The organism is Streptomyces sp. NBC_00341, assembly GCF_041435055.1.
In the GTDB taxonomy this organism is placed as follows: domain Bacteria; phylum Actinomycetota; class Actinomycetes; order Streptomycetales; family Streptomycetaceae; genus Streptomyces.
Map to the genome: position 1 here is coordinate 4,393,558 of NZ_CP108002.1, position 21,697 is coordinate 4,415,254.

A 21,697-nucleotide genomic window follows, 5' to 3' on the forward strand; every position below is an offset into this window, starting at 1 on the left:
TAGGGGCTGCGGGCCGATCACGTAGGGCGCGGCCGGTAGCGTATGCGCGAACAGCACACCGCCGGACCGCACACCGGTGCGGTCAGGACTGACGGAGAGGGCTGGAACAGTTATGGAAGAGCCGCGTCGCCTCGGCGGCCGGTACGAGCTGGGCTCGGTGCTCGGCCGTGGTGGCATGGCCGAGGTATACCTCGCCCACGACACCCGGCTCGGCCGCACCGTAGCTGTGAAGACGCTTCGGGCGGACCTCGCCCGCGACCCGTCCTTCCAGGCCCGGTTCCGCCGTGAGGCCCAGTCCGCCGCCTCCCTGAACCATCCGGCGATCGTCGCGGTGTACGACACGGGTGAGGACTACGTCGACGGGGTCTCGATCCCGTACATCGTCATGGAGTACGTCGACGGCTCGACGCTCAGAGAGCTGCTGCACTCGGGCCGCAGGCTGCTGCCGGAGCGCACCCTCGAAATGACGGTCGGCATCCTCCAGGCGCTGGAGTACTCGCACCGCGCCGGCATCGTCCACCGTGACATCAAGCCGGCCAACGTCATGCTGACGCGCACCGGCCAGGTCAAGGTCATGGACTTCGGCATCGCCCGCGCCATGGGCGACTCCGGTATGACGATGACCCAGACCTCGGCCGTCATCGGCACCGCCCAGTACCTCTCCCCGGAACAGGCCAAGGGCGAGCAGGTCGACGCCAGGTCGGACCTCTATTCGACGGGTTGCCTGCTCTACGAGCTGCTGACGGTCCGGCCGCCGTTCATCGGTGACTCGCCCGTCGCGGTCGCCTACCAGCACGTACGGGAAGAGCCGCAGACCCCGAGCAACTTCGACCCCGAGATCACGCCCGAGATGGACGCGATCGTGTTGAAGGCCCTGGTCAAGGACCCGGACTACCGCTACCAGTCGGCCGACGAGATGCGCGCCGACATCGAGGCCTGCCTCGACGGCCAGCCGGTCGCCGCCACCGCGGCGATGGGCGCGGCCGGCTACGGCGGCTACGACGGGTACGGCAACGACCAGCCCACCACGGCCCTGCGCCCCGCGGACCAGAACGGCGCCCAGACGTCGATGCTGCCCCCGGTCAACCCGGACGACGGCGGCTACGGCTACGACGACCGGCCCGACCGGCGCCGTCAGAAGAAGAGCAACACCTCGACGATCCTGCTGGTCGTCGCGGGCATCCTGGTGCTGATCGGGGCGATCCTGATCGGCAAGCAGGTCTTCGGTGACACGAACAGCGGCGGCGACACGTTCGCCGCGCCCAACATGGTCGGCAGCACCGTCAAGGAAGCGCAGAGGCTCGCCGACAACGCCACCATCGTGCTCAAGCAGGGCCCGAAGGAAGCGTGCAAGGACCAGCCCAAGAACAAGATCTGCCGGCAGACCCCGACGCCCGACGAGCAGATCGCGGAGAACGACACCGTGACGGTCTTCGTCTCCACCGGTGCGCCGAAGGTCAGCGTCCCGGACGTCACGGAGAAGTCCGAGGAGAGCGCGCGCAAGCTCCTTGAGGACCAGGGCTTCACGGTCAACGTCAAGTCGGTGGAGTCGGCCGACGACCAGCCGGGCACCGTCCTTGACCAGTCGCCCAAGGGCAACGCCAAGGCCGAGAAGAACTCCGAGGTCGAGATCTCGGTCGCGACGGAGAAGCTGATCGCGGTGCCCCCGGTGACTGACCGTTCGTACGACGCCGCGCTGGACCAGCTCACGCAACTCGGCTTCACCAATGTCGGCAAGTCAGAGGTCGACAACCCCGACAAGGCCGCGGGCACCGTGGTCGGTCAGACCCCGGAGGCCAACGAGAAGGTCGGCAAGGACACCGCGATCATCCTCAAGGTCTCCAAGGGCCCGCCGGAGCCGACGACGAAGCCCGTTCCCGAAGTCAGGGGGAAGAAGGTCTCCGAGGCCAAGCAGATGCTGACCGATGCCGGCTTCACGAACATCCAGTTCGCGGAGGGCAGCTCCGACGACGACAACGCCTTCGTCGCCAACCTCGACCCGCAGCCGAACACCCAGGCAGACCCGGCCACCACCACCATCACGCTCACCACCATGGGCGGGGACGGGAACGGGGACGGGGACGGGAACGGTTTCCTGGGCGGGAACAACGGCCACTAGCCGTCGCGTCACAGCACAGCACGGGCCCCGATCACCTCAACGGCGATCGGGGCCCCGTGCTTGTCGGTGCTTGTCGGTTCTCAGCTCGGCTCAGCTCGGCTCAGCGCAGCTCAGCTCGGCTCAGCGCAGCTCAGCCGGCTTCGTACGGTCGCGGTCGACCTTCTCCGTACGGACCAGCTCGCCCCACACGATGTAGCGGTACTTCGACGTGAAGACGGGCGTGCAGGTCGTCAGCGTGATGTAGCGGCCGGGCTTCTTCCTGCCCGAGCCCTTCGGGACCTCCTGGAGGACGTCGACGTTGTACTTCGACGTCTCCGGAAGCTCCTTGAAGACCTTGTAGATGTACCAGGTGTCCTTGGTCTCGAAGACGACCGCGTCCCCGGTCCGCACCTTGTCGATGTTGTGGAACTTCGCCCCGTGACCGTCCCGGTGGGCGGCCAGGGCGAAGTTGCCCTTCTCGGCCGAGGGGAGCGCCGACTTCACCGGGTCGGTGTAGTAGCCGGCGATGCCGTCGTTGAGGTTCTCGGTGTCGGTGCCCTTCTTGACGAGCACCTCGCCGTTCTTCATCGACGGGACGTGCAGGAAGCCGATGCCGTCCTTGGTGTCCAGCGCCCCGGGGCCGTCGGCCCAGCGGTCGCGGACGGTGTGGCCCTGCTTGGTGGCCTCGCGGTCGGCGAGCACGTTGGTCCACCAGAGGGAGTAGACGACGAAGAGCCCGAGCACCAGGCCTGCGGTGATCAGGAGTTCACCGAAGACGCTGACCGCGGTCGCCACGGGATGGCGGCGCGTGCGCCGCACCGGGGGTGCGGACTCGCCGATCTGCTCTTGGTCCTCGGTCCTCGCTGCCACCGCACCGTCCCTGTTCTGATGATGTTCGGCCCGTTCAGTCCACGAGCACGTCGGGCTTTCCCTTGCTGCGCGGCCGTTCGTCGACCATCTTGCCCCAGACGATCATTCGGTACGTACTCGTGAATTCGGGCGTACAGGTCGTCAGTGTGATGTACCGGCCGGGCTTGGTGAACCCCGACTGCGGCGGCACCGGGCCGATCACCGACACATTGGACGGCGAGGTCTGGGGCAGCACACTCGTCATCTCGTAGGTGTAGTACGCGTCCTGCGTCTCGACCACGATCGGGTCACCGGGCTTCAGCCGGTTGATGTAGCGGAACGGCTCACCGTGGGTGTTGCGGTGTCCGGCCAGCGCGAAGTTGCCCTGCTTGTCAGAGGGCATCGCCGTGCGCAGCGGCTTCTCGCCGTAGTGGCCGACCATTCCGCGGTCCAGGACCTTGTCCTTGCTGGTGCCCTCGGCGATCGGCGTGACCACGTCCAGCTTCGGGATGTGGATGATGGCGAAGCCCTGACCGGCTTCGAACACACCGGGGGCACGCTTTCCGCTGGCCCAGTCGTCCTGGATCTTGTGCGTCTCGTTGCCGGCGATCTGGTCGGCGCGCACATTGGTCCACCACAGCTGGTACGTGACGAACAGCAGCATCAGCACGCCCAGCGAGATGAACAGCTCACCCACCACTCGGCTGACCACGACGGCCGGGCTGTCCTTGGCCGCCCGCGCGGCCCGTCGCGCCTCGACGCGCGACATCGGCTTCGCGGGGGCGGCGGGCTCGGACGTCGGCCCCGGACGCTGGTCGCCGCGCCTGCGGCCGCGGCCCTTGGCCGCACGCCGCCGCTCGGCCCGGCCGCCGGTACTGTCCGGCTCCCCTTCCGGGGAGTCCGGGGAGTTCGGGGCATCCGTGTCGTCCGCGGCGTCCACGCGCCCCGCAGCCGGGACCACCGACATGACTTCCGTGGCGTCCTCGGCCGCCGGCCCGCGTTCCGGCTCCGGACGGTACTGCGACTGCGACTGCGACTGCGACTGCGACTGCGGCTGCGGCTGCGGCTGCGGCTGCGGCTGCGGCTGCGAGCCAGGCGCTATTCGCCGGGTGTCCGACGTCCGCAGTGCGACCGTCTCGTCGTGGGCGGGTGGCACCACGGCCGAGGCAGCGGGGGCGGACGGGGCAGCCGGGGCGGGCTCCTGGTGGCCGTACCAGTCCCGTTCGTATCCCTCGGGGTCGTACCACTCACGCGGGGGTTCCTGAGCCGCCTGCGGCCCGTGTGGCGCCTGCGGCGACGGTGTACCGGGGGCCCCCGGACCGCCGTCCGGACCGGCCGCGCCCGCCGGGGGTTGCTCCGCCCGGAACCAGGGGGAGGCGTGCTCCCCGGGCAACGGGTCGTTCAGCGGGTCCGCCAGCTGGCCGACCGCCGCCTCGAACGCGCCCGCGGCCCGGTCCGTCCCCTCTTCGTGCGGGCCGGCCCGACCGGCGTCGCGACCGTGGCGCGGTGGGGTCACGCGACGGCCTTGCCCACCACCGGCGCGAGCCCCGCCGACCTCTCGACGGCTCCGGCGTCACCGCACTGCGCCAGCCAGTTCGCCAGCATCAGATGACCGTGCTCGGTGAGCACCGACTCCGGATGGAACTGCACTCCCTCGACCGCCAGCTCCCGGTGCCGCAGCCCCATGATGATGCCGTCGGCCGTGCGCGCGGTGACCTCCAGCTCCTCGGGAACCGTGTCCGGCTCCGCGGCGAGCGAGTGGTAGCGGGTCGCGGTGAAGGGCGAGGGCAGACCGGCGAACACGCCCTTGCCCTCATGGATCACCGCCGACGTCTTGCCGTGCAGCAGCTCGGGGGCGCGGTCCACGACACCGCCGTACGCCACCGCCATCGACTGCATCCCCAGACAGACCCCGAAGACCGGGACGCCGGTCTTCGCGCAGTGCCGCACCATGTCGACGCAGACGCCCGCGTGCTCGGGGGTGCCGGGGCCCGGCGAGAGCAGGACGCCGTCGAAGCCGTCCTGGGCGTGGGCCGTGGTCACCTCGTCGTTGCGCAGCACCTCGCACTCGGCACCGAGCTGGTAGAGGTACTGGACGAGGTTGAAGACGAAGCTGTCGTAGTTGTCGACGACCAGGATGCGGGCGCTCATCGGCCGGCCCCCGTCGCGGCCGCGCCGTCGACCGTCACGTCGCCGAACGGAAGCAGCGGCTCCGCCCACGGGAAGACGTACTGGAACAGCACGTAGACAACCGCCAGGGCGAGCACGAGTGAGATGAACCCGCGCACCCACACGTTGCCCGGCAGATGACGCCAGATCCAGCCGTACATGCTGACCCCTCCGTATTCGATACGGGACCAGAGTAGAGCCTGTCCGGCGGATCAGGGCCGGAAAGGGCGCGGTGCCTGGTGCGGTGCATCGCAAGGCGCCGGAGCGTCTTCATCGCGGAGCGATTCGGACGTTCCGGCAACGCGGCGAGGTGCCGTGCCAGGCACCGCGCCCCGGCCCTGATCCGCCGGACAGGCTCTAAGGGCGGGAGCGGGGCCGTGGGTCAGCTGTGGAAAGCTGCGGGCCTTCCGTCGGTGACGGGCTGGGTCGCGTCCAGGTGCGCCCAGGCGATCAGCCGGTGGCTGCTGCCCCATTCCGGGTCGCAGGTGGTCAGCGTCAGATAGCGGCCGGGCCCGTCGAAGCCGGACTTGCGCGGGACGGGGTCGATGACGCCGATATCGCTCGGCACGGTGCGGTAGGGCTTCTTGTCGATGCGGTACGTGAACCACGTCGTCCCGTCCGTCACCAGCACCGGGTCCCCCGGGCGCAGCTTCGGGAAGTCCTTGAAGGGGTCGCCGTACGTGCGGCGGTGGCCGGCCACCGCGAAGTTGCCGGTGGCTCCGGGACGGGCGGTACCGCGGTAGTGCCCCAGCCCCTTCTGCAAGGTCTTCACCTCGGTGTTCTCCAGGATGGGCCAGTCCCAGCCCTTTCCGAAGCGCGGTATGTAGAGCATCGCGAAGGGCTTCCCGTCGCGGTACGCCTTCGGGGCCGGGGTCTTCGGTGCGCCCGGTGCAGATGCCGCCGCCGATGCAGACGGGGCGGGTGCGGGGGCGGAGATCGTCCCCTGCGCCCACTGGCGTTGCAGGTCGTCGATCTGTCCCTCGGTCGCACCGGCGGCCTTCACCCCGGTCCAGAACAGCACGTACACCACAAAGAGGACGATCAGGGCACCGATCGTGATGCACAGTTCACTGAACGTCCTGACGATCAGTCGCACCGACACCGGTCGGCCTCCCCGCAGCTGTCGCTACTTCACCGGCTCCGCATAGTGGAGATCCACTGTGCCCGAGTAGCCGGGAAGAGTCACCGCCTGGCGCTCATCGACTTTCCAGCCGAGCCCGTACGCCTTCACGTACAGCAGGTAGTTCTGGATCGACGGGGAGGCGTTCAGCGCCTCCTTGAGCTTTCCGGGGTCACCCACGGCCGTGATCTTGTACGGCGGTGAGTAGACCCGGCCCTGGAGGATCAGGGTGTTGCCGACGCAGCGCACCGCGCTGGTGGAGATCAGCCGCTGGTCCATGACCTCGATGCCGCCGGCCCCGCCCTGCCACAGGGCGTTGACGACCGCTTGCAGGTCCTGCTGGTGGATGACCAGGTCGTTGGGTTGCGGATCGGGGTAGCCGGGGTTGGCGGTGGCGTTCGGCGGGGCGTCGTCGAGGGTGACGGAAACGGCCCGGCCGGAGAGCTTCGCGGTGCCGGCCGACCGCTCCAGCGCCTTGAGCCGGGCGTCCTCCGCCTTGGTGCTGCCGTCGTCGCGCTGGGCCAGGGCGTCGATGTCCCCGCGCACGGCCGCGGCGGATTCCTCCAGGCCGGCGTTCTTGTCGCTGCGCTGCTGGATGAGGTCGGAGAGCTTCAGCAGCGAGGAGTCCGTGCGGATGTCGGTGCCCTTGGCCGTGTTCGCGCTGGTGACGAAGATCAGGCCGGCCAGGGCGAAAACGGCAGCGGTGAGCACTCTGACCGGGTTCCGGAGGGAGCGCCGGACCGGCCCTGGGGGAGAGTCGGCAGAATTGCTCAACGTACCCTTATCTCCTTCGGCGCCACGGAAGCACTACGCTAACGGACGCCCGGGGGAGGCAGGATTTCCCCCTCGCGCCACGCCCGGCGTCAGCCAACAGTTCCCTGCGCGGTAACGCAGCGCATCGACAGGAGAGTTCCTCGTGCCGAAGTCACGTATCCGCAAGAAGGCCGATTTCACGCCCCCTCCGGCGAAGCAGGCAACGGCCATAAAGCTGACCAACCGCAGTTGGGTGGCGCCGGTCATGCTGGCGCTCTTCCTGGTCGGTCTGGCCTGGATCGTCGTTTTCTACGTGACCGACGGCGACCTGCCGATCGATGCACTGGGGAACTGGAACATCGTCGTCGGCTTCGGCTTCATCGCCGGCGGCTTCGGCGTCTCCACCCAGTGGAAGTAGCTCCGCCGAGCACGTAGCACCACAGCGGACCCCGGTTCCGCAACCCTTGCCCTGAGTTACCCACAGCGTTATCCACAGGCGGGGGAAAAGGTCAGACGATCTGTGGATAACTCCTTGGCCGTTGACGCCGGTGTGACCGCAGCCGCCCCTCACCCGGACGGTACGCCCCTTGTCCCTGCTGGAAAAACCCGGCTGAGCGGCAAGGGGCGCAGTTGTACCCACTGAATGCACAAGATCAGGTACACACTGTGGACAACTTCGATCACAAACGGTCCGTATCGAGCTGACGGCGCACTTTCTACGTCAGTGAGGCGGTTCTGAGGACCACGATCAGGATCACCACGACCAGGGCCACGGCACAGGTGCCGTACTGCACCAGATTCCGCCGCTCGCGCGGAGCGTGCACCATGCCGATCGCGATCAGGGTGCCCGCGACCAGTCCGCCGACATGCGCCTGCCAGGCGATTCCGCCCCAGGGGTTGAAGGTGATGATCAGGTTGATCGCGAGGAGCGCGAAGACCGGGCGCATGTCGTAGTTGAGCCGGCGCATGAGCACCGCGGTGGCGCCCAGCAGACCGAAGATGGCGCCGGAGGCACCCAGCGAGGGCTGGTTCGGCGCGGCGAGCCAGTAGGTCAGGGCACTGCCCGCCAGCCCCGAGAGCATGTAGAGAACGAGGAAACGGGCGCGGCCGAGCGCCGCCTCCAGCGGACCGCCGAGCCACCACAGCCCCAGCATGTTGAACGCGATGTGCCACACCTCCTGGTGCAGGAACATCGACGTGACCAGCCGGTACCACTGGCCCTCCGCGATCCCCTCGAGCGGACCGCCGTAGGAGAAGTTGGCGCGGCCCAGCAGCACCAGATCGTTGACCAGCGCGCTGTTGGCGAGCACCGCGACGAACACCGCGACGTTGATCCCGAGCAGGATCTTGGTGATCAGGCGGGGGTCCGCCGCGACCGAGCCGCCGGCGATCGTGCGCGGCCGATTCGCGGCCGGGCTGTGTCCCGTACCGGATCCCTGCCGGACGCAGTCCGGGCACTGGAAGCCGACCGAGGCGCTGACCATGCAGTCCGGGCAGATCGGGCGGTCGCAGCGGGTGCAGCGGACCCCCGCCTCCCGGCCCGGGTGGCGGTAACAGGTGACCGGACCGTCCACGGGAGCGGACGCGTTCTGCTCGCCCGGCGGCTGCTGGTCCATCGGTCCCATCACTTCCCGGTCCCCTCGGTCCTCGTCATCGCGGCGGGGCACACCGAGCGGCCCCGCACGTCCGTTCTGTCATCAAGTACGGACGGGCGGGGCAGTTGGTTCCCGAACGGATCAGAGAGTGAGCGGCCGGCTACTTTCGGCGCTCCGCGCTCAGCGCTTCTCGACGACGACCGACTCGATGACCACGTCCTGCACGGGGCGGTCGGTGCGCGTGCTGGTCGGGGCGGCCGCGATGGTCTCGATGACCTTCTGGCTCGCCGGGTCCACGACCTCACCGAAGATGGTGTGCTTCCCGGTCAGCCAGGCGGTCGGCGACACCGTCACGAAGAACTGCGAGCCGTTGGTCCCCGGGCCGGCGTTCGCCATGGCCAGCAGGTACGGCTTGGTGAACGCCAGATCGGGGTGGAACTCGTCACCGAACTCGTACCCAGGGCCGCCCGTGCCGTTGCCCAGCGGGTCGCCGCCCTGGATCATGAAGCCGCTGATGACGCGGTGGAAGACGGTGCCGTCGTACAGCCGGTCCGTGGACTTCGTCCCGGTCGCGGGGTGGGTCCACTCGCGCTCACCGGTGGCGAGCTCGACGAAGTTCTTGACCGTCTTGGGCGCGTGGTTCGGCAGAAGCCGGATCTCGATGTCGCCCTGATTGGTCTTCAAGGTGGCGTAAAGCTGCTCGGCCACGATCTGCCTTCCGTAAGTCTGCTCTGACGTCCACCGATCCTCGCACGGACCACACCCCGCGTCGCCCGTCCCGGCGACGCCGCACGGGCCTCCTGGGCACGCCGCACGGGTGTTCCGCCACGGCCTCCGGCGAAACGAATGCGGCCAAGTGCGTGACGAACCGGCGCGTGCCGGGCCGAACCGTGGCATTGTCGTCGGCAGGCTCCCCTTGCACCTCATTGCCCGAGGGTGTCCCTCATGACCTGAATAACCCGGATGCCCGCCCCGCGTGCCGCAGAGGCCCCGAGTAGGCATGATCTCGAATTGGGTGGACAGGCGGAGTACCAACCCGCCATCAAGGAGGAGGATCCCGTGACCCGCATCGACAGCGTGCGCGCCGCAACCGACTCGGCGAGGGACAGCGTGCAGCACGCCGCGGAAGTAGCGGCCCCCTACGCCGACACGGCCAGGGAACAGGCCGTTCACTACGCGCACGAAGCCCGCACGCTGCTCGCGCCGAAGGTTTCGAAGGCAGCTCAGCAGGCCCGCGTCCAGTACGGCGCGCACCTCGCACCACGTATCGAACTCGCCCTTACGCATGTGCCCCCCAAGGTCGACGAGGCCGCGCAGCGCGCCGCGGTCCGCACCCGTCAGGCGGCCCGGAGCGCCGCGGACTACACCGTGCCCCGCGTCGAGCACGCGATGGCCGCGGCCCAGCCGGTCGCCCAGGAGGCCGGCGCCCGCAGCGCCGCAGCACTGGCCGCTCTGCGCGGGCAGGTCACGGCGAAGGAGATCAGGAAGCTGACCCGCAAGCACGAGCGGCGGGCCAGGGCGGGCCGGACGTTCAAGGGGCTGGCCGTGGTCTCTGTGCTCGCGGGCGGCGCCTACGTCGTCTGGCGCTGGTGGGACAAGCAGGCCAACCCCGACTGGCTGGTCGAGCCGCCTGCCCCCACCGAGGTCGACGACCGTGCCCCGCTGACCTCGGTCGACGGAAGCGGCTCGACGGTCCTCGACCCCGACGTCCAGGCCAAGCAGGCCGACGCTGAGGCGGACGGACTGGACGGACCGGACGCCGTGGACGGCACGGACCTGGACGACCGCCCCTGACGCGCCCCTGAACTGCGGCTAAGCGGTAGCAGAAGCAGAACGACTGACGGGCGCCGGAAGACCTCAGGGTCTTCCGGCGCCCGTCAGCCGTCCCCCGCCCCCGCCTTGACCAGCCCGGTCTCGTAGGCGAGGACCACCGCCTGGACCCGGTCGCGCAGCTGGAGCTTGCCGAGGATGCGGGAGACGTGGGTCTTCACGGTGGTCTCGGAGAGGTGGAGGCGGGCGGCGAGTTCGGTGTTGCTCAGTCCCTGGGCGAGCAGGTGCAGGACGTCCAGTTCGCGCGGGGTCAGGGCGGCCAGGCCGGGATGCGGTGCGGCGTGCTCCGCCTCTGGTGCCCGGCGGGCGTGGCGTTCGACGAGGCGGCGGGTGATGGCCGGAGCGAGGAGCGCGTCGCCGGTCCGTACGAGCCGGACGGCGGCGACGAGGTGTTCCGGGGTGACGTCCTTGAGGAGGAAGCCGCTGGCCCCGGCCGACAGCGCCTCGTAGACGAGCTCGTCGAGGTCGAAGGTGGTCAGCATGATCACGCGGGGTACGGCGGCCTCGTCCGGGAAGTCGCGCAGGATGCGGCGCGCGGCCTCCAGTCCGTCGAGCTCGGGCATCCGGATGTCCATCAGGACGACATCGGGGCGGGTACGGAACACGGCGTCCACGGCCTCGGTGCCGTTGGCCGCCTCCGCGACCACGTCGATGCCCTCGGCCATCAGGATCATGCGGAATCCGGTGCGCACGAGCGCCTGGTCGTCGACGACCACCACGCGCGGTGGGTGACTGGTCACGACGGCTCCAGAGGGATCACGGCGGCGAGGCGGTACCCGCCGTCGGGGGTCGGTCCGGCGTCGAGGGTGCCGCCGTAGACCGCGATTCTCTCCCGCAGTCCCAGCAGCCCGTGGCCTCCGCCCCGCACCGCGCCGGGTCCCGGTGTGCCGCCGGTGTCCACGACCTCGGTGCGCAGGGTCCCGGGCCCGTAGGCGAGCGTCACCCGCGCGCTCGCGCCGTGCGCGTGCTTGGTGGTGTTGGTCAGCGCCTCCTGGACCACGCGGTAGACGGCGAGACCGATGCCGGACGGGACCGGACGGCGGTTTCCGGTCACCGTCAGCTCGACGCTCAGCCCCGTCTCCCGCACCCGGCCGACGAGCGCGTCGAGCTGGTCCGGGCCGGGCTGCGGGGCAAGTTCCCCGCCGGGGGCGGCGGGGTCGTCCCGCGCGTTCATGGTGAGCAGCCCCATCGTGTGCCGCAGTTCCGCCATCGCGGAGCGGCCGGCGGACTCCACGGCCAGGAGCGCCTCGCGGGCCATCGCGGGTTCGGCGTCCATGACCTTGCGGGCGGCGCCCGCCTGGATGACCATCATGCTGACGTTGTGGGTGACCACGTCGTGCAGGTCGCGGGCGATACGGGCCCGCTCGCGCTCGGTGGCGCGGCGCAGCTCCGCGGCCTGTTCCCGCTCCAGGGCCGCCATGCGTTCCTGGCGTGCGCCGGCGCGCGTCCGCCACTGCCGCATGCCGTCCGCGACGACGGCGAGCGGCAGCACGATGAGCAGGGCGACGTACTCGTTCTGGACGGTGGGTACGTCCGGGGTCCTGGCCCCGTTCAGGACGAGCAGCGCGACGGCGACGCTCGCCAGGGTGGGTATCCGGTACGGGCTGTGCATGACGGCGGAGTACGTCGCGACCAGGGCCGTGTAGAGGATCATCCGCGCCTCGCTGCCCGGCGCCATCAGCCCTGCGGCGATCACCGCCCAGAGCACCGCCAGCGGGTAGCGGCGGCGCAGCGCCAGCGGCAGGGAGCACAGGAGCATCGGTGCCAGCGCGCCGACGTAGTTGCCGGAACCCTCGACCACGCGCACCGTGCCGTCGACGATCCGGTACGTGCGGTCCATGCCGACGCTCAGCCCGGAGTTGACCGCGGCCACCGCGGCGAGCAGGGCGAGGGCCCCGTCCAGGACCAGGTCGCGCCGGGTGGGCCGGGGGATCGGGCCCGTCGGCCGCAGCAGCGCCGCGAGGCCGTCCCGCAGCCGGTCCGCGGCCGGTACGTTCATCACCCGCCGATTGTCACAGTCCTCCTTCGCCCGCCGCGTCCTCCCTCCGGCCCGTGCCGGCGGGCGCGCGTACTTCGCTCGTCTACATCGCGCGGAGGACCCCGGCCGGCGTCCTTCGCGCGGAGGAACGGAAAGGGTCCGGGCGCCGGACGCGGCCGCCCGCCCCGCGCTCGTAGCGTCCAGCGGTGCGGGTCAACGGGGCCCGCACCGACGGGGAGGACGACGCGTGACCGCCGTACTGAGAGCCCAGGGCCTGGGCAAGAGATACCGACGGCGCTGGGCCCTGTCGGACTGCACCCTCGACGTTCCCGCAGGCCGCGTCGTCGGTCTGGTCGGCCCCAACGGGGCGGGGAAATCAACCCTGCTGAACCTCGCCGCCGGTCTGCTCGCCCCGACCACGGGCACCATCGAGGTCTGCGGCGGCCGACCGGCCACCGGCCCCGCACAGCTCGCCAAGGTGGGCTTCGTCGCCCAGGACACCCCGACCTACGCCGCCCTGTCCGTCGCGGACCACCTCGCGCTCGGTGCCCGGCTCAACCCCCGCTGGGACGCCGCGCTGGCCCGCGACCGGATCCGCCGCACCGGCCTCGATCCGGACCAGCGCGCCGGCCGGCTGTCCGGCGGGCAGCGCGCCCAGCTCGCCCTGACGCTGGGTCTCGCCAAACGGCCCGAACTCCTCGTCCTCGACGAGCCGGTCGCCGCCCTGGACCCGCTGGCCCGCCGCGAGTTCCTGGACGATGTCACGGAGGCGATCGCCGGGCGGGAGATGACGGTCCTGCTCTCCTCCCACCTGGTCTCCGACGTCGAACGGGTCTGCGACCACGTCATCGTGCTCGTCGACTCGCGCGTCCAGGTGAACGCCTCGATCGACGCCTTGCTGACCGGTCACCACCGCGTGACCGGCCCGTCCGGCACCCCGGCCGCGGCGTCCGTCGGCGACCACGCCCTGAGCACGTCCCGTACCGCCGATGGCCGGAGCACGTACGTCGTACGCGGCGGCGCCCCTGCGCGGCTCCCGCACGGCCCCGGGTGGACGGCAGAACCGCTCCCGCTCGAAGACATCGTCCTGGCCTACATCGGCCGCCGCACCACAGCCGCCCCGGCTCCTGACACCGGACCCGGCACCCCAGATCCCAGTTCCAGCCCCATCCCCAGCCCCATCGATGATCCGGAGACCCGCCGATGATCTGGCTGACCTGGCGCCAGTTCCGCACCCAGGCAACGATGTTCACCGGTGCGCTGGCCGTCCTCGCCGCCCTTCTCGCCGCGACCGGGCCCCACCTGGCCGGCCTGCACGCCACCGCCGGGCGGGGCATCGTGTCGCAGCTCACCGGCACCGACACCGCCCTCTACTTCGTCGGCGGCGTGACCGTCCTCCTCGTACCGGCCCTCATCGGCATGTTCTGGGGCGCCCCGCTCGTCGCCCGCGAACTGGAGAGCGGCACCCACCGCCTCGCCTGGAACCAGGGCGTGACCCGCACCCGCTGGCTGCTGACCAAACTCGGCCTCACCGGCCTCACCACCGTGGCCGCGAGCGGTCTGATCAGCCTCGCGGTCACCTGGTGGAGCGGCCCCGTCGACCGGGCCGTCGCCGCGGGCGGATCCGACAACACCGACAACTTCGTCCCCCGCATCGACCCTGCGGTCTTCAGCGCCCGAGGGATCGTTCCGCTCGGCTACGCCGTCTTCGCGCTGGTCCTGGGCGTCACCTTCGGTGTCCTCATCCGCCGCACGCTCCCCGCCATGGCCGCCACCCTCGCCACGTACACCGCGGTCCTCCTCTCGATGCCGCTGTGGATCCGGGCGCACCTGGCCCCCGCCACCACCGTCACGGTCCCGTTCACCCATGACCGGATGGCGAACTACCTCCTCGACTCCGTCTCCCACGTCGACATCGGCAGGCCCGGCACCTGGACCGTCGCGGAGCAGACCCTCGACGCCACCGGCCACCCCTCCCACGCCCTGCCACCCGCATACGCCGACTGCGACTCGATCAAGGCCTGCGTCGACGCCCTCGCCGGTGCCGGCTACCGGCAACGCGTCACCTATCAGGCCGCCGACAGCTTCTGGACCCTGCAATGGGCGGAGACCGGCATCTTCCTCGGCCTCGCCGTCGCCCTCGGTGCGCTGTGCGTCCGGTGGACCCGCCGCCGGCTGAGCTGACGGGCACGGACACGGGTACGGGCACTGGCACTGCACTGGCACGGGCCCGTCGAAGGATCACGCCGCCGGAAGTTCGCCTGCTCGTCGATGCCGTCGCGGTGCGAGCGACCCCATCCCCTCAACGGGATATCGCATACGATAGATGCATGACGCAGAAAAGCTGGGCCTCACGACTGCCCGTGGTGAAGAGCAAGGCGGAGATGGCCTACGACAACCTGCGCCAGGCGATCGCGGGCGGCGAGCTGCGCCCCGGCGAGCGCATCAACATGGACGAGCTGGCACGCAATCTCGGCGTGAGCAAGATTCCCATCCGCGAAGCGATCAAGCGTCTTGAGTCGGAGGGGCTCGTCACCTCGCAGATGCACTCCGGAGTGGCGGTGACCCAGGTCGACAAGACCGAGATGCGGGGCGTCTTCCTCGCCCGCGAGGCGATCGAGGGCCTCGTCGCCAAGCTGGCGGCAGAGCGCGCGAGCGATGGCCTGCTGGCCACGCTCGAAGAGGTGCAGACCAAGATGCGCGCCGAACTCGCCGCCGGCGCCACAGAGCAACTGCCGGAGCTCAATTCCGACTTCCACCGCGCCCTGTCAGAGGCCAGCGGTTACCGCATCCTGGCCGAGCTGACCGAGCAGCTCCTGCTCACCATTCGCCGTTTCCGCATCGCCTCCCCGGTGGACACGCAGAACTGGCAGGCCGTCGTGGAGGAACACGACGCCATCATCGAAGCGCTGCGGCTCGGCGACCCGGCGGGCGCAGCCGCGGCCGCACAGGCGCACACCATCTCGCAGGCCGGCCACGAGGTGGCGGAGGAGCGCTGACCGGCCGGGGGCAGTCGGCACGAACGCCCCCGCACCCCGGCCGGCCTCAGCCCCTGCCCAGCGGCGGCAGGCCCATCCGCTTGCGGTGACCGTCCCGCAGCAGGCTGGCGGGGCTGACGGCGGAAGCCCCCGCGTCCAGCACCAGTTCCGAACCGCTCAGCAGAACGGCCTCGGGCGAGGATGCGAAGGCCACTGAAGCGGCGATCTGCTCGGGGGTGCCCAGGGTCCGCATCGGGTTGCTCTCCCGCAGGAGGCGCAGGTCCTCCTGGCCCTCCAGCCGCGACTCCGTGGCCGGAGTGCGGACCCAGCCCGGGGAGACCGTGACGAACGAGATCCCGTGGTGGCCGTAGTCGACGGCAAGTTGCCGGGTGAGGGCGGCGAGTGCGCCCTTGGCCGCGGCATAGGCGGGCAGCCCGGGTGCGGCGGTGCGGTGCAGTACCGAACCCAGCGTGACGACCGCGCCCGTGCCCGCGGAGATCATCGAGGGCAGGACCGCGCGTACGCAGAGGAAGACCGAGGTCAGGTTGGCCGCGAGGACCGCGTTCCAGTCCTCCTCCGTGGTGGCGTGCAGGGGCGCGCCCGCCGTGACGCCCGCGCAGGCGACCAGGACGTCCACACCTCCCTGCTCGATGATGACCCGGTCCACCATCGATGCGACCTCGTCGGCTCGCGTGACGTCGGCGCGGTGGTAGCTGACGCCGGGCAGGTCCGGATCGCTGAGGTCGGCTCCCGCGACCCGGAGGCCGTCGGCGGCGAGGCGGGCGGCGACAGCACGGCCGATGCCGCCTGCCGCACCGGTGACCAGGGCAGTTCGGGTCATTTCGCAGGCACCTCGCGCAGCTGAAGGGTTGAGAGGGTCGAGCTCAGAAAGAGACGATTGGAGCTCGGAGAGAGAAGGTATACGATCTACCAAATATCATCAATGACGTTCCGGAGGCAGCCATGGCCATGACGGCTCCCGATCTCCTCTCCGCCCTGCGCACCGAAAGACTCCTCGCCATCGTCCGCGGCAGCGACCCCGGGGCCGCGCTCGACACGGTGCTCGCGCTGTTCCACTCCGGCGTCCGCGTCGTCGAGGTGTCGCTGACCACCACGGACGCGCTCGACGTCATCGCCAGGGCCCGCGCCCGGCTCGGCGAAACGGCGCTGCTCGGCGCCGGGACGGTCCTCACCGCCGTACAGGCCCGCCGGTCCGCAGAGGCGGGCGCCCGCTTCACCGTGACGCCCGGTCTGACCGAGGCCGTCGCCGAGAGCAGGACGCTGGGCCTGCCGGTGCTCGCGGGCGCCGTCACCCCGACCGAGGTCATCGCCGCCGTGAACGAGGGGGCGACCGCCGTGAAGCTGTTCCCTGCCGCCCTCGGCGGCGCCGCGTACCTGCGGGCGCTGCGCGACCCGTTCCCCGACGTCCCCTTCGTACCGGTCGGCGGGATCGACTCCGCCGCTGCCCGCGCCTACCTGGCGGCCGGCGCACTCGCCGTAGGCGTCGGCGGCCCCCTCGTCGGCAGGGCCGCGCACGGTGAGGGTCTCGACGGCCTCGCCGAACGCTCCGAGCAGTTCCGCACGGTGGCACTGGGGGCCCGGTGAGCGACGTCCTGACCTTCGGCGAGACGATGGCCGCACTGCGCGCCGACCGTCCGCTCCAGCTCGGCGGCTCGCTCGGGCTCTCCGTCGCGGGCGCCGAGTCCAATGTCGCGATCGGGCTCGCCCGGCTCGGCCACTCGGTCCGCTGGGCCGGGCTGACCGGGACGGACGAGTTCGGCCGCATGGTGCTGCGCACCCTGCGCGCCGAAGGCGTCGACATCTCCTGTGCGGCCAGCACAGAGGCCGGCCCGACCGGTCTGGTGATCTTCGAGCCACGCGTCGCCGATCTCGTACGCGTCCGCTACTACCGCGACCGTTCCGCGGGTGCGTCGCTCGGCCCGGAGCACCTGGGGCGGGCACTGGCCGAACCGGCGAGGGTCCTGCACGTCACGGGTGTCACCACGGCGCTGGGCGCGGGGCCGTGCGAGGCGGTCGCCGCGGCCGTCCGTGCCGCTCCCGCCCTGGGCGCCCGCGTCAGCCTGGACGTCAACTACCGCAGCGGACTCTGGTCCACCGCGGAGGCGGCCGCCACCCTGCGCCCGCTCGCCCGCCACGTCGACATCCTCGTCGCCTCCGACGACGAACTGCCTCTCATCGCCTCGGAACCGGCCCGTACGGAGGACGCCCGCGTGGAGTCCCTGCTCGACCAGGGCGTCGGTGAGGTCGTGATCAAGCGGGGCGCCGACGGGGCCGAGGTCTTCCACCGGGGCGGCTCCTTCGCGCTGGCCGCCGTCGCGGTGCCGGTGCGGGACACCGTCGGCGCCGGTGACGCGTTCGTGGCCGGTTACCTGTCGGCGCTGCTCGACGGTGAGCCGGTCGAGGCGCGGCTGGACCGCGCCGTCACCACCGGCGCCTTCGCGGTCGCCTCGGCCGGTGACTGGGAGGGCCTGCCCCGCCGCGACGAACTCGGCCTGCTGCGGGTCCCGCCCGGCTCCACCCTCCGGTGACCCGCACCGGCGGGCCCCCGAAGGCGCGCGCAGGCATCGCGCCGAGCAGCCCGCAGGCGCCGGACCCGACGGGCGCCGACTGGCAGGTCTGGACGCCCGGCCGCTATCAGCTGGCCGAGGGGCTGCGCCCGCACCGCGGCGGCATGGTGTTCGTCGATCTCCTCAAGGGCGACCTGTACCGCTGCGCGGACACTCCGGGCCGGGCACCGGACCGGCTGCTCGGACTCGGCGTACCGCTGGGCGCGGTGGCACCTGTCAGCGGCGGCGGCAACAGCGACGGTGACGACGGTGACAGCGAATGGATCGTCGCCGCGGGCACCGGGATCGCCCTCGTCACCGAGGGCGGCCGGCCCCGGTGGCTGGACCGGCCCGAGGCGCACGCGAAGCTCCCGATGCGGATGAACGACGGTGTCTGTGACCCTGCGGGCCGCTTCTGGGCGGGCAGCATGACCCTCGGGGGCGACGCGCCCGTGGGCTCGCTCTACCGCGTCGACCACGACGGCACCGTGCACCGTGTGCTGTACGGGCTGACCGTCCCCAACGGCCCGGCGTTCTCGCCCTGCGGCAGCCTGATGTACCTGGCCGACAGCGCCGAGGGGACGGTCCTGCGCTACCCCGTCGACCCGCGTACCGGGGCGCTCGGCGCTCCGTCCCTCCTCGCCCGGTTCACCGCGGCCGAGGGCCGCCCGGACGGCATGACGGTCGACGACGAGGGACTGCTCTGGCTGGCGCTCTGGGGCGCCGGCCAGGTCCGCTGCCACACACCCGACGGTGTGCGGGTACAGACCCTGGACCTCCCCACGCCGCACACCAGCAGCGTGGCCTTCGGCGCGGGCCGGATGTACGTGACGACCGCGCGGCACCGCCTGACCGTCCCCGACCCGCTCGCGGGAGCGGTGTTCGCCCGCGCCTCGCCGACGACCTCACCCCCTGCGCGGCCCTTCGGCCCGAGCCCCGGTCGGCGCGGTCCGTACTCGGACGGACACGTTCCGAGTTACCTGGAGTTCATGCGGAGAAACCTCTAGTTCTTATTTCGTATATCGCATACGGTGATCTCGCCTTCCCCCGGCTCCTCTCGAAAGGTGGTGACGTCCTCATGAGCGCTGTCACAGCGGCCGAAGACGGCAAGATGGATCCGCAACGCACCAAGGCCGACCGGCGGACGATGGTGGCGAGCACCGTCGGCACCGTCATGGAGTGGTACGACTTCAACCTGTACGGCCTGGCCTCGGCACTGGTCTTCGGTCCGTTGTTCTTCGGCTCGTCCTCGACGGGCGGCACCCTGGCCTCGTTCGCGACGTTCGCGGTGGGCTTCGCCGCACGCCCCATCGGCGGCATGCTCTTCGGTCATCTGGGCGACCGCATAGGCCGCAAGTACGTCCTGCTGATCACGATGATGGGCATGGGCGTCATGACCACCCTGATCGGCGTACTGCCCACCCATGCGGCGGTGGGGATCTGGGCTCCGATCCTGCTGATCCTCCTGCGGGTGTGTCAGGGCATCGCGGTGGGCGGCGAGTTCGCCGGAGCCACCCTGCTGACCGTCGAGAACGCCCCGCCGGGCAAGCGCGGCCTGTACGGTGCGATTCCCGCGATGGGCACCGGCGCCGGATTCGTCCTGGCCAGCGCCGTGTTCGGCCTCGTGTCCATGCTGCCCGACGACTCCTTCGAGTCCTGGGGCTGGCGCATCCCCTTCCTGCTGAGCGCGTTCCTCGTGCTGTTCGGCCTGTGGGTCCGCAAGGGCATCGAGGAGACCCCCGTCTTCGCCGAGCTGGAGGAGAGCGGCGAGCGCGAGCGGTTCCCACTGCTCGCCACGCTCAAGAGGCAGCCCGGCGCGATCCTTCGGGTCCTGGGCATCACCGTCTCGGGCTTCGTCTGGGGCTACCTGATCCAGGCCTTCGCCCTGTCGTACGCCACCAAGGAACTGGACATCGAGAAGTCCACGATGCTGTGGTCGATCGCCCTGGCCTCGGCCCTGGAGATCGCGGCCATCCCGTTCTGGGGCTGGCTGAGCGACCGGATCGGGCGCCGTGTCATGGTCGCCATCGGGCTGACCTGCACCGTCGCCTACGCGCTCCCGTTCTTCCAGCTCCTGGAGACCCGGAACACCGGCCTGATCTTCCTGGCCATGGTGATCGCCATCCCGATCTGCAAGGACATGGTCTTCGGCCCGCAGGCGGCCCTCGTCGCCGAGCTGTTCGACGCCCGCATCCGCTACAGCGGCGTCAGCGTCGGCCGCGAGTTCGGCGGCGCGATCTTCGGCGGCACGGCTCCGTTCATCGGCACCGCGCTCCAGGCCTCCAGCGGCTCGATCGTCCCCGTCGCCCTCTACGTCATGGCCGGCTGTGTCATCAGCGCGATCGCCGTATTCGCGGGCAGGGAAACCGCCCGCGACGAGCAGGCCTACACGAAGCCGCAGCCCCGGTGAACCGCACCGCCGCACCCGCACGGACCCCGCGTCCGAGCCCACCGAGTGGAGAACCCCACGTGAGCACTGCTCCGCCGACCATCACCAAGGTCGAGGTCCTGGCCCTCTCGGCCAGCTTCGACGACCTCTACGACTCCCCGGAAGACGTACCGGACTGGCTGCGCTACCCGGCCTCCAGCCACCTGGTCCTGCCGCGCCGCGGCCAGTACGCCACGCTGGTCAAAGTGCACGCCGAGGACGGCAGCGTCGGCATCGGCGAGTGCTACGGCCTTCCCTCGCCCCAGGTCACGGCGACCGTGGTGTCGACGGTCCTGGCTCCACTCCTCGTCGGACAGGACGCCCTCGCCACCACCGCGGTCTGGGAACGCCTTTACCAGGGCCAGGCCGCCGGCGGCCACAACCGCGGCTTCTACCTGGAGGCCATCGCGGGCATCGACCTCGCCCTGTGGGACCTGCGGGGCAAGGTCGCCGGGGAACCGGTCCACCGGCTGCTCGGCGGACCCGTACGCGAACGCGTCGACTGCTACGCCAGCCCCGTCGCCCTGCACGCAGACCCGGAGGACTCCGCCCGCCAGGCACAGGGCTTCGTGGACCAGGGCTTCAAGGCGCTGAAGGTGAAGATCGGCCGCGGCGAGCGCACCGACCGCGCGCACCTGTCGGCCGTCCGCGCCCAGGTCGGCCCCGACATCGAGATCCTCACGGACGTCAACTGCGCCTACGACCTCGACGAAGCGACCCGGGTCGGCGCCGTCCTGCGGGACCTCGGAATCTCCTGGTACGAGGAGCCCCTCCAGGTCGACGACCTGCGCAACCTCGCCGAACTGCGCCGCAGGACCGGGCTCACGATCGTCAACGGCGAGACCCACTTCACCCGCTTCGACCTGCGCGACTCCCTCCTCCTGGAGGCGATCGACGTCTTCATGCCGAACGTCGCCCGCTGCGGCGGCTTCACGGAGGCGACCCGGCTCGCGGCGCTCGCCTCCGCCTTCCACGTCGACATCGCCCCGCACGGCGTCGGCTCCGGTGTCAGCCTCGCCGCGGCCCTCCAACTCTGCGCCGCCACACCCAACCTGCGTACGTACGAGTACAACCGGCTGCCCAACCCCATCCGCGAGGCGATCCTCGTGAACCCGCCGGAGTTCCGCGACGGCGCGCTCACCGTTCCCACCGGACCCGGCCTCGGTATCGAACTCGACGAAGCCGTCGTCGACCGCTACACGATCGCCCGCTACTGAGCCCGGAGGCGGGTCGTCCCCCTGGACCCGGCCTCCGGCGAAGGCCCCGGCGCAGTGCCGCACACCGCGCCGGGGCCCGCACCACCGCACACCCGAAAAGTTCTGGCACACCCGA

Annotated in this window: 22 protein-coding genes; 11 read left to right on the forward strand and 11 right to left on the reverse strand. The window is 70.8% G+C overall.

All coding sequences use genetic code 11. The features are described from left to right. The first annotated feature begins 112 nt into the window (after nucleotides 1-112). Nucleotides 113-2,119, forward strand: a complete 2,007-nt coding sequence (gene pknB / locus OG892_RS19765) for a Stk1 family PASTA domain-containing Ser/Thr kinase (protein WP_073733275.1) — start codon at nucleotides 113-115, stop codon at nucleotides 2,117-2,119. Nucleotides 2,120-2,239: 120 nt separating this feature from the next. On the opposite strand, the gene OG892_RS19770 is transcribed toward pknB, so the two are convergent. The 6 genes from OG892_RS19770 to OG892_RS19795 all read right to left on the reverse strand — a co-directional run bounded on the left by OG892_RS19770 (nucleotide 2,240) and on the right by OG892_RS19795 (nucleotide 7,010). Then, nucleotides 2,240-2,968, reverse strand: a complete 729-nt coding sequence (locus OG892_RS19770) for a class E sortase (protein WP_073733274.1) — start codon at nucleotides 2,966-2,968, stop codon at nucleotides 2,240-2,242. Nucleotides 2,969-3,002: 34 nt separating this feature from the next. Beyond that, nucleotides 3,003-4,463, reverse strand: a complete 1,461-nt coding sequence (locus OG892_RS19775; RefSeq protein WP_371629857.1) for a class E sortase — start codon at nucleotides 4,461-4,463, stop codon at nucleotides 3,003-3,005. Then, complete coding sequence (locus OG892_RS19780) at nucleotides 4,460-5,098, reverse strand: aminodeoxychorismate/anthranilate synthase component II (RefSeq protein WP_073733272.1); 639 nt, start codon at nucleotides 5,096-5,098, stop codon at nucleotides 4,460-4,462. The genes OG892_RS19775 and OG892_RS19780 overlap by 4 nt, the downstream gene beginning before the upstream one ends. Then, complete coding sequence (locus tag OG892_RS19785; RefSeq protein ID WP_073733271.1) at nucleotides 5,095-5,277, reverse strand: hypothetical protein; 183 nt, start codon at nucleotides 5,275-5,277, stop codon at nucleotides 5,095-5,097. Before OG892_RS19785 ends, OG892_RS19780 begins: the two co-directional genes overlap by 4 nt. A 221-nt stretch (nucleotides 5,278-5,498) precedes the next feature. After that, on the reverse strand, nucleotides 5,499-6,218 hold the full coding sequence (locus OG892_RS19790; protein ID WP_371629858.1) for a class E sortase: 720 nt from the start codon (nucleotides 6,216-6,218) through the stop codon (nucleotides 5,499-5,501). Nucleotides 6,219-6,242: 24 nt separating this feature from the next. After that, entirely contained in the window at nucleotides 6,243-7,010 is a 768-nt protein-coding gene (locus OG892_RS19795; RefSeq protein WP_073733269.1) for a DUF881 domain-containing protein, read from the reverse strand. A 142-nt stretch (nucleotides 7,011-7,152) separates the two neighbouring features. Between OG892_RS19795 and crgA the strand changes: the two genes are divergently transcribed. Continuing rightward, nucleotides 7,153-7,407 (forward strand): cell division protein CrgA, encoded by a 255-nt coding sequence (gene crgA / locus OG892_RS19800; protein WP_073733268.1) that lies wholly within the window; start codon nucleotides 7,153-7,155, stop codon nucleotides 7,405-7,407. A gap of 298 nt (nucleotides 7,408-7,705) precedes the next feature. On the opposite strand, the gene OG892_RS19805 is transcribed toward crgA, so the two are convergent. Together OG892_RS19805 and OG892_RS19810 are read right to left on the reverse strand one after the other, a co-directional pair. Next, nucleotides 7,706-8,605 (reverse strand): rhomboid family intramembrane serine protease, encoded by a 900-nt coding sequence (locus OG892_RS19805; protein WP_073733720.1) that lies wholly within the window; start codon nucleotides 8,603-8,605, stop codon nucleotides 7,706-7,708. A gap of 159 nt (nucleotides 8,606-8,764) precedes the next feature. Next, nucleotides 8,765-9,292, reverse strand: coding sequence for a peptidylprolyl isomerase (locus tag OG892_RS19810; RefSeq protein ID WP_371629859.1), 528 nt, complete (start codon nucleotides 9,290-9,292; stop codon nucleotides 8,765-8,767). Nucleotides 9,293-9,643: 351 nt separating this feature from the next. Between OG892_RS19810 and OG892_RS19815 the strand changes: the two genes are divergently transcribed. Then, the gene (locus OG892_RS19815; protein WP_073733719.1) at nucleotides 9,644-10,378 is read left to right on the forward strand and encodes a DUF5324 family protein; all 735 of its coding nucleotides are present in this window, start codon (nucleotides 9,644-9,646) and stop codon (nucleotides 10,376-10,378) included. Nucleotides 10,379-10,461: 83 nt separating this feature from the next. Here the strand turns inward: OG892_RS19815 and OG892_RS19820 are convergent, their stop codons facing one another. Both OG892_RS19820 and OG892_RS19825 read right to left on the reverse strand, forming a co-directional pair. Continuing rightward, a complete protein-coding gene (locus OG892_RS19820; protein WP_371629860.1) occupies nucleotides 10,462-11,154 on the reverse strand; it encodes a response regulator in 693 nt (230 codons plus the stop codon). After that, a complete protein-coding gene (locus tag OG892_RS19825) occupies nucleotides 11,151-12,413 on the reverse strand; it encodes a sensor histidine kinase (RefSeq protein WP_371631658.1) in 1,263 nt (420 codons plus the stop codon). Before OG892_RS19825 ends, OG892_RS19820 begins: the two co-directional genes overlap by 4 nt. A 226-nt stretch (nucleotides 12,414-12,639) precedes the next feature. On the opposite strand from OG892_RS19825, the gene OG892_RS19830 reads away from it, so the two are divergent. From OG892_RS19830 to OG892_RS19840, 3 genes are all read left to right on the forward strand, one after another. Continuing rightward, entirely contained in the window at nucleotides 12,640-13,599 is a 960-nt protein-coding gene (locus tag OG892_RS19830) for an ABC transporter ATP-binding protein (RefSeq protein ID WP_371629861.1), read from the forward strand. Beyond that, nucleotides 13,596-14,576 carry a transporter gene (locus OG892_RS19835; protein WP_371629862.1) on the forward strand — a complete coding sequence of 327 codons (981 nt, stop codon included), beginning with the start codon at nucleotides 13,596-13,598 and terminating at the stop codon, nucleotides 14,574-14,576. Before OG892_RS19830 ends, OG892_RS19835 begins: the two co-directional genes overlap by 4 nt. 146 nt (nucleotides 14,577-14,722) lie before the next feature. Next, nucleotides 14,723-15,391: a GntR family transcriptional regulator gene (locus OG892_RS19840; protein ID WP_079193189.1), complete on the forward strand. Its 669-nt coding sequence runs from the start codon at nucleotides 14,723-14,725 to the stop codon at nucleotides 15,389-15,391. Nucleotides 15,392-15,437: 46 nt separating this feature from the next. Here the strand turns inward: OG892_RS19840 and OG892_RS19845 are convergent, their stop codons facing one another. Beyond that, nucleotides 15,438-16,211: an SDR family NAD(P)-dependent oxidoreductase gene (locus OG892_RS19845; RefSeq protein ID WP_371629863.1), complete on the reverse strand. Its 774-nt coding sequence runs from the start codon at nucleotides 16,209-16,211 to the stop codon at nucleotides 15,438-15,440. Nucleotides 16,212-16,333: 122 nt separating this feature from the next. On the opposite strand from OG892_RS19845, the gene OG892_RS19850 reads away from it, so the two are divergent. The 5 genes from OG892_RS19850 (at nucleotide 16,334) to OG892_RS19870 (ending at nucleotide 21,582) form a co-directional block, all read left to right on the forward strand. Continuing rightward, nucleotides 16,334-16,975, forward strand: a complete 642-nt coding sequence (locus OG892_RS19850; RefSeq protein WP_371629864.1) for a bifunctional 4-hydroxy-2-oxoglutarate aldolase/2-dehydro-3-deoxy-phosphogluconate aldolase — start codon at nucleotides 16,334-16,336, stop codon at nucleotides 16,973-16,975. Further along, nucleotides 16,972-17,919, forward strand: coding sequence for a sugar kinase (locus tag OG892_RS19855; protein WP_371629865.1), 948 nt, complete (start codon nucleotides 16,972-16,974; stop codon nucleotides 17,917-17,919). Before OG892_RS19850 ends, OG892_RS19855 begins: the two co-directional genes overlap by 4 nt. Further along, the gene (locus tag OG892_RS19860; protein ID WP_371629866.1) at nucleotides 17,916-18,944 is read left to right on the forward strand and encodes an SMP-30/gluconolactonase/LRE family protein; all 1,029 of its coding nucleotides are present in this window, start codon (nucleotides 17,916-17,918) and stop codon (nucleotides 18,942-18,944) included. Before OG892_RS19855 ends, OG892_RS19860 begins: the two co-directional genes overlap by 4 nt. A 71-nt stretch (nucleotides 18,945-19,015) precedes the next feature. Beyond that, nucleotides 19,016-20,347, forward strand: coding sequence for an MFS transporter (locus tag OG892_RS19865; RefSeq protein WP_079193188.1), 1,332 nt, complete (start codon nucleotides 19,016-19,018; stop codon nucleotides 20,345-20,347). Between the two features lie 59 nt (nucleotides 20,348-20,406). After that, nucleotides 20,407-21,582 carry a mandelate racemase/muconate lactonizing enzyme family protein gene (locus OG892_RS19870; protein WP_371629867.1) on the forward strand — a complete coding sequence of 392 codons (1,176 nt, stop codon included), beginning with the start codon at nucleotides 20,407-20,409 and terminating at the stop codon, nucleotides 21,580-21,582. The last annotated feature ends 115 nt before the right edge of the window (nucleotides 21,583-21,697 follow it).